This window comes from Rhodobacter sp. NSM, from assembly GCF_052244495.1.
In the GTDB taxonomy this organism is placed as follows: Bacteria; Pseudomonadota; Alphaproteobacteria; order Rhodobacterales; family Rhodobacteraceae; genus Cereibacter_A.
Genome location: NZ_JBQPXH010000002.1, coordinates 202355 through 213905, shown reverse-complemented (window position 1 = coordinate 213905; position 11551 = coordinate 202355). Strand labels below are relative to the sequence as shown.

Annotated in this window: 9 protein-coding genes; 2 read left to right on the top strand and 7 right to left on the bottom strand. The window is 67.7% G+C overall.

All coding sequences use genetic code 11. From position 1 onward, the window contains the following. Positions 1-4 precede the first annotated feature (4 nt). The 6 genes from ACTVZP_RS05540 to ACTVZP_RS05515 all read right to left on the bottom strand — a co-directional run bounded on the left by ACTVZP_RS05540 (position 5) and on the right by ACTVZP_RS05515 (position 8047). The gene (locus tag ACTVZP_RS05540; protein ID WP_443211109.1) at positions 5-1402 is read right to left on the bottom strand and encodes a flagellar hook protein FlgE; all 1398 of its coding nucleotides are present in this window, start codon (positions 1400-1402) and stop codon (positions 5-7) included. Between the two features lie 97 nt (positions 1403-1499). Then, entirely contained in the window at positions 1500-2336 is an 837-nt protein-coding gene (locus ACTVZP_RS05535; protein WP_443211108.1) for a flagellar motor protein MotB, read from the bottom strand. Between the two features lie 76 nt (positions 2337-2412). Beyond that, entirely contained in the window at positions 2413-3315 is a 903-nt protein-coding gene (locus ACTVZP_RS05530; protein ID WP_443211107.1) for a hypothetical protein, read from the bottom strand. A gap of 148 nt (positions 3316-3463) precedes the next feature. Then, complete coding sequence (locus tag ACTVZP_RS05525; RefSeq protein ID WP_443211106.1) at positions 3464-5119, bottom strand: S8 family serine peptidase; 1656 nt, start codon at positions 5117-5119, stop codon at positions 3464-3466. A 1-nt stretch (position 5120) separates the two neighbouring features. After that, complete coding sequence (locus tag ACTVZP_RS05520) at positions 5121-6062, bottom strand: phosphatase PAP2 family protein (RefSeq protein ID WP_443211105.1); 942 nt, start codon at positions 6060-6062, stop codon at positions 5121-5123. A gap of 29 nt (positions 6063-6091) precedes the next feature. Then, positions 6092-8047: an SARP family transcriptional regulator gene (locus ACTVZP_RS05515; protein ID WP_443211104.1), complete on the bottom strand. Its 1956-nt coding sequence runs from the start codon at positions 8045-8047 to the stop codon at positions 6092-6094. Between the two features lie 126 nt (positions 8048-8173). Between ACTVZP_RS05515 and nagA the strand changes: the two genes are divergently transcribed. Continuing rightward, a complete protein-coding gene (gene nagA, locus ACTVZP_RS05510; RefSeq protein WP_443211103.1) occupies positions 8174-9313 on the top strand; it encodes an N-acetylglucosamine-6-phosphate deacetylase in 1140 nt (379 codons plus the stop codon). Here the strand turns inward: nagA and ACTVZP_RS05505 are convergent. Further along, positions 9285-10199: a LysR family transcriptional regulator gene (locus ACTVZP_RS05505; RefSeq protein ID WP_443211102.1), complete on the bottom strand. Its 915-nt coding sequence runs from the start codon at positions 10197-10199 to the stop codon at positions 9285-9287. The two genes, nagA and ACTVZP_RS05505, sit on opposite strands and share 29 nt — an antisense overlap. A gap of 80 nt (positions 10200-10279) precedes the next feature. On the opposite strand from ACTVZP_RS05505, the gene ACTVZP_RS05500 reads away from it, so the two are divergent. Beyond that, a complete protein-coding gene (locus tag ACTVZP_RS05500) occupies positions 10280-11491 on the top strand; it encodes an acyl-CoA dehydrogenase (RefSeq protein ID WP_443211101.1) in 1212 nt (403 codons plus the stop codon). Positions 11492-11551 lie beyond the last annotated feature (60 nt).

Genomic DNA, 11551 nt, shown 5'->3' with positions numbered 1-11551 from the left:
ATCCTCAACGCTTGAGGTTGGTCGTTTCCTGCAGCATCTCGTCCACGGTCTGGATGATCTTGGCGTTGGACGAGTAGGCTCGCTGGGTCTGGATGAGGGCGGTGAGTTCGTTGGCCACGTCGGTGGTGGACCCTTCGCGGGCATAGCCCACGACGTCGCCTGTCGGCCCGTCGCCCGCATCCCAGAGATAGAAGGAGCCGGAGTCGGGCGAGATCGCGAATGTCTGGTTGTTCAGCGCGGTAAGACCGTTGTAGTTCGGCACGTCCACGAGCGGGACCTGGTAGATCACGCGGGTGAAGCCGGTGTCGTAGGTCGCGCGGATGTAGCCGCCGTCGTCGATCTCGACGCTGGTGAGGTTGCCGACAGGAGACCCGTCCTTGGTGATGCCGGTCTGGGCGAAGTCGCCCGAGACCTGGGTCATGGCGTTCGCGCTTCCCGGCTTGCCGAGCGTCACGTCGATCGTATTCGCGGCATCGCCCGCCACCGCGAGCGAGATGACACCCGTCAGCGGATCGTAGGTCGGGCTGGTGTCGGCAGGGGTTGATCCCGCATTCTCGACGGTGAACGTGGTGCCGTCGAGCGTCACGGTGTCGAGTTCCGTGATGGCCGTGTTGTCGAGGATCGTGCCGCCGCCGCTGCGGGCATCGCTGAACTGCAGCGTGTAGATGCCGATCACCTTGTCGGCATTGGCGGAATCCTGGATCACCATTGTCCAGTTGTTGGTCGGCGCATCCGTGGGGTTGGCCGGTACGGTCGGGTAGTAGCTGACGGTCAGCGTCTCCGAGGTGCCGAGGTTGCCGAAATATTCCACCGACACTGTCAGCGCATCGCCCGAGGCGCCGGGTTTCGTCTCTTCCGCCGGCAGGTTGACGCCGAGATTGATGCGGGTGGTCGGATCCGCGGCCGTCTGGTTCGCCGCGATCACCACCGGCTCGAGCTGGGCGATCGAGTCGCGCGACATCGTCGGAATCGTGCCGTCGGCCGTCGCAGGCCAGCCGAGAAGGACAAGGCCGGTATCCGTCTTCAGCACGCCGTTCGGGTCGGTCGCAAAGGAGCCGGTGCGCGTCATCAGCAGCGCGTCATTGCCAGCCATGGAACTGATCGACGTCTCCCGGATGACGGGCAGCATCCCTCGGCCGGAAATGGCGATGTCCATGGCGTTCGAGGTGGTCACGAGAGCCCCCCGCTCTTCCACGAGACGGAGCGCGTTCGCCCGCACCCCACCGGCCGAGTAGGAACCGGAATTGGCCGATTGCGTGATCACCATGCTTTCGAAGTCGGCGTCGGCGCGCTTGTATCCGTAGGTGCCGGAGTTCGCGATGTTGTCGGCAATGGTGGCGAGCTTGGTGGCGTTGGCGTTGAGCCCCGCCACCCCCGCGTTGAGCGAGGAAGAAATCGTCATGGATGAAGGCGCCTTTCTGCTGCTTCAAGCCTTGGTGGACCCGAAACTGCGCGCGGCGCCTTAACACCGGCCTAACATCATGGCTTTATCGCGGCGCTCAACGATCCCGGCGGAGGAGAATTACTTCAAGTCGGTTGTTTCGGACCGCCATCGGGTCCGGCGTGACGGTCTTGCGGTCGGCGAAACCCGAGATCCTCTGCATGCGCTCGCCCGGCAGGCCGGACGATTCGAGAAGGCCCCGCATCCGTTGCGCCCTCTGCGCCGAGACATCCCAGACCGGATTGCGGATCAGGGTGATGGGGTAGCTGCGGACATGGCCGTTGACGGCGATCCGGTTGGTGGTGATCGGGAGGATCTCGGCCAGGAGTCTCGCGATCTGCGGAAGGACCGGCTCGGGCTCGTCCGTGTCGCCGAAGAAGAGCGGGACATCCGGAAGGTCGAAGATCTCGATCACCAGTCCCTCGTCCGTGATCCGCGTCACCACATGCCGCAGCAGACGCTGCATCGTCATGCTTTCGCCCGTTCGGGCGCGCAGCAGCTTCTCGACCTCGACGAGGCGCGCCTGTTCCTCGGCGGCCTCGCCGGTCTCGCCTTCCTCGCCGCGCGCCTTGACCTCTATGGTCGCCCGGTCATCCGTGGCACCGGTGCCGGTCTGCAGCATCGTCTGATCGTGGAAGACGGAATCGCCGCCGAACGCACCCTCTCCACCCCCTGACACCCGGTTCATCGGGATCGTCGGGTTGAAGTAGTCTGCCAGACCCTTGCGCTGTTTCTCCGTCGTCGCGTTCAGCAGCCACATCAGCATGAAGAAGGCCATCATGGCCGTCACGAAATCGGCATAGGCGACCTTCCAGGCACCGCCATGATGCCCGCCCCCCTGCACGACCTTCTTCCGCTTGATGACGACTGGCGCGGCATTCGACTGCCCTGCCATTCCGGTCACCCCGTTCATACACACCCGACAGCGACCCTACCGGCGGCGAATGAACGGGGCATTAACCCGTGGAATTTTAGGCTCCGCAGGACACGGGTTCGGACACCAGTTCGATCCGCGTTTCAAGGCCGATCGCGGCATAATCCGCGTGGAAGCGCCGGGCGGCAGCACGGCTCAGCCCCGACTCGAGCCGGATGTCCTGCGCCCGGTGCGGGGACATGAGCCGCTTCGGCTCGACACGCACCCGCGTAGCAAGAAAGTCGGCAATGTCGGGACGCGAGATGTCGTGTCCCTCGGCGAGGAACAGGTCGAAGCGCTGGAAGTCGCGGTTCAGCGCCTCCACGATGTCTCCGTGGCGTGCCAGCACCAGCCGCGCAGTGCGGGCATCGAGGGCGGCGCCGACCGCTCCGCTGAACAGGCAAGGCGCGAGGCCAAGCTGCCGCAACAGCTTCTGCAGCCCCGCGCTCATGGCGCAGCCCGGCTTGAGGAACAGATCGTATCGCGCCGTATGGAGGCTGGAGAGCGCGATGCGGAGGCTGCCGTCCCGCCGGAAGGCGTGGCGCAGCGCCTCGGCATCGCTCTGGCAGAGGCTGAGCAACAGGCCTTGCCGCCCGGCGAGCGCCGCGCGGATGGCCTCAGGCTCCTGCCGCAGATGTGTGGCGAGCCGCGCGAGCGTAGCCTCGGACGTCGGGCGGAGCGGCTGCACCGCCACATCCACGACCAGCGGCTCCTCGGGAGCGCCCGTCGGATCGAGCCGGACGATCACGCCCAGCGCGGCGAGAAGGGGTGAAAGGCGCTCGGCCGCTGCGGCCGGCATCCCTTCCGACAGCACGGCGCCTTCCTGGGCGAGGAGCCGGCTCACCAGCGGCCGCTCCAGGCCGAGATGGCGCGAGATCAGTCCGGCCGCCACGCGGAAGCACTGCGGCGCGGAAAGGAGGGTCACGCGCATCTGACGCGATGATGTCACTGTGGCAGACATGGCTTGCTCCCTGCTTTTCTCCGGTCAGCTTGCCTCCAACGGTGTGACCTCACCGTAACGGACCCGTCAAACATCCGTCAAATCGCAAGATGTCTCGGCAATGCGACTGTCCGGTTCCCCTCCTGCGACAAACAGGGCGACATCTGCCTTACGCATGGCGGACGGCCGCATCGACCAGCGCGGATGCGTCGGGCAGCCCGGCGCCGAAGAAGGCCTGCGGACCGAGCAGCGGTTCGTCATCCGCGTTCATCGTGTCGGGGGTCAGCGGCCGGCAACCCGGCTTCACCACCGACGATGTCGACGAGGCCGCCACGAGAAGCCGTTTCAGCGCAAGTCCGCCCAGCGGATCCTTGCCCGCAGCCCGGCGCGCGCGCTGGGCAAGGGCCACGAGCCCGCCGATCAGCGCCGAGGCGCCGGAGGTGCCGCCGAAGGCCGTGTAGTATCCGCCGCCCAGCCCCGGGTTGCCTTGCGAGGGCATGACCGTCGACCAGGGCTGCGAGCCGCTGTCGTAGCCGAACACGCCGGGAAGGTCGGTGGTGACCAGCTCCAGCGTCGAATAGACATGCGTCTTGCCGGCCCCGACCGAATGATCGTGAAGCGCCATCAGCGGATCGAAGGTGTTCTGTCTGCGCTGGTGGCGGTTGTAGACGGGATAGTCGTCCGAGGGCGCGACCAGCGTCAGCCCCTCTCCGTAGCTCGAGTAGCCCGACCGCAGCCCTTCGGCCGTGACCGCGCCGACGGCGATGATTCCGTTCGAGTCATCGGCGAGATTGGCCGGGTAGATCAGCTGGCTCTCGCCGTCGTTTCCGGCCGCGCAGACCACCGGAATATGCCGCGAGATTGCCTGGATCAGGTGGCAGAGGATCTTCCACGGACGGTCAGGCTGAAAACCCGTCTGCGCGGCATAGGGATCGCCGGCGCCGTTGCCGAGCACCTGCAGCCGCTGGAAAAGATCGGCGGCATGGCGGCTCTTCCAGGTCTCGAGATCCGCCTTCAGGTCCTCCTTGGGCTGAAGCGGGCCGCGCACCGGGTCGGGCAGACCGCGCGGCAGCACGATCACGTCGACCTTGTGCTGCCAGGCATAGAGGAAGGCCGTGATGAACTGGTAGGGATCGCTCTCGAAGGAGGTCCGGATCGAGATCAGCCGCGAGAACGGATCGACGCCGAAGTAGGGCAGCAGGTTCCCGTCCGGGTTGGGCACGCCGTCGGGGAAGGCACTTTCGGGCGGAAGCGCCTCGGTGGAGCCCTCTGCGACGGCCGCGGGCTCGCCCACGATCAGCCCGGCGCAGGCGGTGCCGTGGGCCGCGAAGCTCTCGTCGCCGTCCAGCAGGTGCCGCGTGACGCCCTTTGACTGGCGCAGGTCCTCGACCAGCGCCTCCAGAAAGTCCTGCTCGTGCGACGAAAGCTGCAGGGGCTGAAGCCCGTCGAGATCCAGGTCCGGGAAGAACGCCCGGCTCCCTTCACGCGTCGAGGGCGAGGCGTCGCCCACCGGCACCGACTGGGCGCCGTAGCGGTGGCTGGTGAAATCGATCGACCGATCCGCATCCACCCTGCTCCGGAGGTTGGGATGGACCCGGCTCACCCCGGTGTCGATCAGGGCGACCGTGGCGGTCCCGCCGTCGATCCGGTCCCAGACCGTCGAGCGGATCTGCGGTGCCGGCACTTCTCGCAGCGCGCTTTCCGAGAGCGGCGGGATCGGCTCGATCGGCTGGCCGAAATCGCCGTCGAGCACGTTCAGCGCCGCGAGATGCCAGAGCCAGTAGTAGCGGGGCGGGATCGGCCGGGTCATGACCTGTCTTTCCATGTCAGTGCCACTCCTCTTGCGCAGCAAGGAAGGCGGCGCCGAAGGCGTCGCGCAGATAGGGTGCGAAGCGCCGCGCCAGTTCCTTCCCGGCGATCGTGTCGGACGGGAAATGCAGTCCTGCCCACTCCCGGTTCTCGGCCACGTTCTGCGCGATCCTCTGCAACTCCTCGGTCGCGGGATGCTCGGGCAGGATCGCGTTGAAGGCGAAGACGATGGAATGGGCCTGGAAAGAGTGGTTCGACGGGAAGCTCTGGTGCGCCGGCACCGCGAGCAGCGGCCTGAGCCGCGGCTCGGCCACATTCGGCCGGTCGCGGTCGATCCGCGCCTTGTAGAGCAGCCCCACATACTCGGTTGCCTGCAGGATGTTGAGGAACAGCCCCTCGGTCGCCTCGTAGCCCGCAAGCCCTTCGATCCCGAGCGGCCGCAGGAACTCGTCCACCGAAAAGGCGGCCTGGGCCTCGATGTCGGGCAGACGCCGCATCCGCTCGGCATCGCGGGACTGCATGGCCAGCATCACGGCCGTCTCGAGCCGCGTGAAGTCCGGCCCCGGCGGCAGGCAGATGTCGAGACATTCCCAGACGAAGCGGCGCGCGACGGTGAAGGGATCGGCCTCGGGAAGCTGGTGGAGCCGGCGCAACTCCAGCGCGGGCAGGAGGTTCGACAGGGCGGCCGCGCCGCCGCCCGCCCCGGCAGACCGCTTGTTCTTGTTCTTGTTTTTATTCTTGTTCTTGTTCTTGTTCTTGTTGAGGGATGACTTGTTCTGCACCGACTTGTTGAGCGCGGAGAGAGCCGCGCCGCCTGCCGGCACGTCGCCCTCGGCCGATCCGTCGCTTCCGACCGGATGCCCGAGGCCACCGTTCACCGGCAGCACCCGCTCGGCATTCACCTCGAACGGGTAGCGGTTCAGGAACTCCGCCACGCCCGCGGTTACGGGTTCACACATCACTCTTCCTCCCAAATCAGGTTCTTGGCTCAGTGCTTGCGCACGCCCGCCTTCGACAGGCCGTCCAGGAAGTGCCGCCCGCCCTCGGTGTCGAGGCCCGGGTAGCCCGCCTCCCTCAGCGAGGCGATCGAGAAGTTCGGCTCCACCTGGAGGAGCCGCTCGAGGAACATCCGCGCTTCTTCGGGGCGGTCCAGATGGGCATTGGACGAGACCAGCACCCTGAGCAGCGAGTTGAAATCCGGCCGTTCGGCCAGTGCCGACTGCCCCGCATCGATCGCGGTCTGGTGGTCGCCGGAGAAATTGCCGGTGATCGCACGCGTCGTCTCATAATAGTAGCGATGCGGGCTGAAGGCGCCGAGATGGCGCGCCCAGCGCGCCATGGCCAGCGCCCGCTTCGGCTGACCCGCGTAGGCGTGAAGCATCGCGTAGAGGTCCCAGGCCAGCGTCTGCGCGGGGTTCACCCGCAAGGACCGCTCGAAGAGCGCGGCCGCATAGTCGAATTCGCCGAAGAGGAAGGAATGGATGTGGCCGACGAGGGCCGAGACCAGCGCGTTGTTCGGCTCCAGCGAGAGGGCGCGGCGGGCGAGGTGCTGCGTCTCTTCTATGAGCGGCGCATCCGAAGGGTTGAAGCGCTGGCCCACGCGGAAGGTATTGAGGAACGCGAGCCAGGCGTAGCCCTGAGCGGTGGGTGTGGTGTCGAGATGCCGGCGCAGGATCACCTCGGACCGGTCGAGATCCCCCCGCGCGAGACGAAACATCGAGGCGACGGCGGCGGCGATGCGCCCTTCGGCCTCGGCTGCCTCGCCGCCTCCCCGACGCAGCAGATGCATCATCGCTTCTTCTGTCGCGCGCACGATCAGGGGGACCGCGAAATTTGACTCGACCGTCGCCTCGCGCCGCGCCACCACCACCTCGTCGGACCAGACGAGCGAATTGTCCGCCGGGTTCTGAAGCACGATCCCGACCCGGAGATAGCTGACGTCGGTCAGCACCCGGACCTGCACGCTCAGGTGCACCTGCTCGGGCAGCCGCGCGAGCGCTGACCCTCCCAGCAAGCCCGGACCGGTCTCACCAAAGCCGAGCGGGGCCATCTCCACGAGGCGCATGTCGCCCGTCTCCATCAGCGCGCGGCGAAGCGCCCGCTGAACGTCGGCCTGAACCACGGCGCCGGCAGGGTCGCCGCCGAGGATCACCGGAGGCATCATGGCCACCCGCCATCCCTTGTCATCGTCGTCCTGTCGCAGAAAGCTCGACGGGGGTGTCTGCGGCATGGCCGTCCGCGCCATCGGCGGCGAGGTCCGGGGCACGGTCAGCGATGCAGAGCGCGCGTCGGCCGAAGGCCCGGAACGCGGGGCGAGATCGGCTTCGAAGCCCGTCTCCTCAAGCCGCGCGAACCAGCTCTGCCGCTCCAGCGTGAGCCAGTCCTCGAATTCAGGGTCGCGCACGTCGATCCCTTCGAGGAAGTGCTCCGTCGTCACCGGCTCGTCGCCGCGCCGGTCGCCCGCGACAAGCTCGAGCGCATCGACGGCGATCGATGCGAGGTCGAGGGACACCGTGTTCTTGTCCGCCGTCAGCAGATGGGCCGCCCGCGGGCCGAGCGACTTGCGGATGTCGAGCAGCGCCTGCCGGAGACTCGCCGAGGCCTGGTCCTCGCCCCGGTCGCTCCAGAGCTTGTCGCGCAGCCAGACGCGCGAGCGCGACCCGCGCGGGGCGACGGCCAGCATGGCGAGGATGGCGCGCGACTTGCGCGACTTCGGAGTCAGATCCTCGCTGTCGGGTCCCAGAAGGGTAAAGGGTCCGAACAGGTACATCCGCAGTACGTGAGACACGCCCGTCATTCGGTCTGCCACTGATCCAGGAGACGGAGCCCCGGCATCCGTCCGTTCGAGCCACAGTGACCGACCGGTGACTTTGGGTAAAGCGGTATCGAACACGAACGGCACCACGCATTGGGTGTATGCCGCTGATGCAGCCGGGGACAACATGCCTATCCCTCCCTTGACGACTTCCCGACCGAGATCTAGCCCGTGTCCGTGAGCGGCGCGTCAATGGAACGTCAAAGATGGCGCGTGTCCCGGCACTTCATCGAGCCCGCCGGAAGAGGAGCATCCATGCCCAAGATCCTGCGCGGCGCCACGATCTTCGACGGAGCCGCTTTCCACGAGGCCGACCTGCTCATCCGGGAAGGGCGCGTCGCGGCGCTCCTGCCTCGCGGCACGCAGGACGGGATGCCGGTCGAAGAGGTCGACGGCATCCTCGCCCCGGGGCTCATCGACCTGCAGGTGAACGGCAGCGGCGGGGTCATGCTCGACGGCGCGAGCACGGCCTCAACGATCCGCCGCATCTGCGAGAGCCAGGCGGCACTCGGCGTGCTCCACATCCTGCCCACCCTCGTCACCGACGGACCCGAGGTCGTCGCGCGGGTCATCGCGGCCATCGCCGAGGCCGTGGCCATGGGCACGCCCGGCCTCCTGGGCCTGCATCTCGAAGGGCCGCATCTCGATCCCGCGCGGAAGGGTGCGCATGACGGCCGGCTGATCCGGCGCATGGAACAGGCCGATCTCGACCTCTACCTGTCCGCGGCGCGTGCACTTCCGACCCTGATGCTGACCCTGTCACCGGCCGCCGCGACAACGGACCAGATCGCGGCGCTCGCATCGGCCGGTGTCGTCGTCAGCCTCGGGCATACAGACTGCACCATGGCCGAGGCGCAGGCCGCCTTCCGCGCCGGGGCCGCCTGCGTCACCCATCTCTTCAATGCCATGAGCCCGCTCGGCCATCGCGAGCCCGGCCTGCCGGGTGCGGCGCTCGCATCAGCGGTGCCGACCGGCCTCATCGCTGACGGTCGCCACGTCGCTCCCGAGGTGCTGCGCATCGCGATGGCCGCAAAGCCGGAGGGTCTCTTCCTCGTCTCGGACTGCATGGCTGTCGCCGGAACCGACCTCGGCGAGTTCGAGCTGAACGGCCGCCGGATCCTTCGCCGCAGCGGGATCCTCACGCTCGAGGATGGCACGCTTGCCGGCGCAGACCTGACCCTGCCCGCGGCGGTGCGCAACCTGACGGCTCTGGGCGTAGAAACCGGGCGCGCACTTTCGATGGCCACCTCCGCCCCCGCCGCAGCCATCCGGCGTCCCGACCTCGGGCGGATCGCACCCGGTGCGCCTGCCGATCTGGTGCTGCTCTCGCCCGATCGCCACCCCAAGGCCGTCTGGCGCGCAGGAGTCAGGCAAGACCTGCCGTCTCGGCCCTGAGCCAGTCCCGGAAGGCCGCAAGCGGCGGATGCTCGCCCCGGTCCTCCGGCCAGACCAGCCAGTAGGCGTGACGCCCCTCGACCGCGCCGCCAGAAGCCGGGACAAGCGTCCCCTCTGCCAGCGCCGGGCCGGCCAGGAATTCCGGCAGGAGCGCCACGCCGATCCCGTGGATCGCGGCCTGCATCATCGTGGCGAACTGATCGAAGACCATGCCCCGCGGCACGGAGGCCGCCACTCCGTGATGCGCGAACCAGCCCGCCCAGCCGCGCGGCCGCGTCTCCAGCGTCAGAAGCGGCAGGGCCAGCAGGTCCGCGGCCCCCCTCACCGGATGGGCAGCCAGGAAGTCCGGCGACGCCACCGCCACGACTCCCTCGCCGAAGAGGCGCATGTGGCCGGCGCGCGGCCAGGTCGGGCTTCCGAAGTGAATGGCCGCGTCGAAGTCCTCGCCCTCGAAGTCGAAGGGCTTCAGCCGGGTCGCCAGATTGATCGTCACTCCCGGATGCGCCTTGAGGAAGCCCGGCAGGCGCGGCGCGAGCCAGTGCGTGCCGAAGGTCGGCAGGATCGCGAGCGACAGCACCCCGCCCTCCGGATCCGAAGCAAGGCGCAGCGACGCCCGCCCGATGATGTCGAGCGCACGCCGGACCTCTCCGGCATAGGCCAGCGCCGCCTGAGTCGGCCGCAGCCGTTTCTTCTGCCGCTGGAAGAGCAGGACCCCCAGCTGCTCCTCGAGCGACTGGACCAGCCGGCTTACCGTGCCCTGGGTCAGGTCGAGTTCACGCGCCGCGGCGGCGGTCGAACCTGTCCGCGCCACCGCCTCGAAGGCAGCGAGTTGCCCCACCGGAGGCAGGTAGCGCCGAGCAAAGGCCACTTGATGCACTCCATGCATGAACTTCGACGAAATTAGCGTTATCCTTGTCCGGCATGAAGCGGTATCTGCTCGCAACCCGATCATCCGCGGAGGACGTCATGAAGGACCTGAAGGCCAAGGATGCGCCCGATCTCGGCCGCTTCGACTGGGAGGACCCCTTCCGGATGGAGCTCCAGCTCTCCGAGGAAGAGCGCATGCTGCGCGACGGTGCCCGCGCCTACGCACAGGAGCGGCTGATGCCGCGGGTGACGGTGGCCTATCGCGAGGAACAGACGGATCCCGCGATCTTCCGCGAGATGGGCGAGATGGGCCTTCTCGGCGTGACCGTCCCCGAGGAATATGGGGGGCTCGGTGCTTCCTATGTCTCCTACGGCCTCATCGCACGCGAGATCGAGCGGGTGGATTCGGGCTACCGCTCGATGATGTCGGTGCAGTCCTCCCTCGTGATGTATCCGATCTACGCCTATGGGTCCGAGGAGCAACGGCAGCGCTACCTGCCCGGACTTGCAAGAGGTGACCTCATCGGCTGCTTCGGCCTGACCGAGCCCGACGCGGGCTCCGACCCCGCCGGAATGAAGACGGTGGCCCGCAAGACCGCCTCCGGCTACGTGCTCAACGGGTCGAAGATGTGGATCTCGAACGCGCCCATCGCCGACGTCTTCGTGGTCTGGGCGAAGTCCGAGGCCCACGGCGGCAAGATCCGCGGCTTCGTGCTGGAGAAGGGCCTGAAGGGTCTTTCCGCCCCGAAGATCGGCGGAAAGCTGTCGCTGCGCTCCTCGATCACCGGCGAGATCGTGATGGACGGGGTCGAGGTGCCGGACAGCGCGCTCCTGCCGAACGTCGAGGGCCTCAAGGGTCCGTTCGGTTGCCTCAACCGCGCGCGCTATGGCATCAGCTGGGGCGTGCTCGGCGCGGCCGAGGCCTGCCTGCACGCCGCCCGCCAATACGGGCTCGACCGCAGACAGTTCGGCCGCCCGCTGGCCCAGACCCAGCTCTACCAGCTGAAGCTTGCCAACATGATGACCGACATAGCCCTCGGCGCTCAGGCGAGCCTGCGCGTCGGCCGGCTGCTCGACGAAGCCAATGCCGCGCCCGAGATGATCTCGATCGTCAAGCGCAACAACTGCGGCAAGGCGCTCGAGGCCGCGCGCCACGCCCGCGACATGCACGGCGGCAACGGCATCCAGGAGGATTTCCACGTCATGCGCCACATGGCGAACCTCGAGACGGTGAACACCTACGAGGGCACGCACGACGTCCACGCGCTGATCCTCGGGCGCGCGATCACCGGCCTGCAGGCATTCTTCTGACCTTCATTCTCGCACAAATATCCCCGCCGGAGGCTCCGCGGCCTCCGCCGGGCGGAACGC

What these genes read in the sequence shown, in the direction of transcription:
- ACTVZP_RS05540 (WP_443211109.1), bottom strand. Translation starts at nt 1,402, where the DNA reads ATGACGATTTCTTCCTCGCTCAACGCGGGGGTGGCGGGGCTCAACGCC.
- ACTVZP_RS05535 (WP_443211108.1), bottom strand. Translation starts at nt 2,336, where the DNA reads ATGGCAGGGCAGTCGAATGCCGCGCCAGTCGTCATCAAGCGGAAGAAG.
- ACTVZP_RS05530 (WP_443211107.1), bottom strand. Translation starts at nt 3,315, where the DNA reads ATGTCTGCCACAGTGACATCATCGCGTCAGATGCGCGTGACCCTCCTT.
- ACTVZP_RS05525 (WP_443211106.1), bottom strand. Translation starts at nt 5,119, where the DNA reads ATGGAAAGACAGGTCATGACCCGGCCGATCCCGCCCCGCTACTACTGG.
- ACTVZP_RS05520 (WP_443211105.1), bottom strand. Translation starts at nt 6,062, where the DNA reads ATGTGTGAACCCGTAACCGCGGGCGTGGCGGAGTTCCTGAACCGCTAC.
- ACTVZP_RS05515 (WP_443211104.1), bottom strand. Translation starts at nt 8,047, where the DNA reads ATGTTGTCCCCGGCTGCATCAGCGGCATACACCCAATGCGTGGTGCCG.
- nagA (WP_443211103.1), top strand. Translation starts at nt 8,174, where the DNA reads ATGCCCAAGATCCTGCGCGGCGCCACGATCTTCGACGGAGCCGCTTTC.
- ACTVZP_RS05505 (WP_443211102.1), bottom strand. Translation starts at nt 10,199, where the DNA reads ATGCATGGAGTGCATCAAGTGGCCTTTGCTCGGCGCTACCTGCCTCCG.
- ACTVZP_RS05500 (WP_443211101.1), top strand. Translation starts at nt 10,280, where the DNA reads ATGAAGGACCTGAAGGCCAAGGATGCGCCCGATCTCGGCCGCTTCGAC.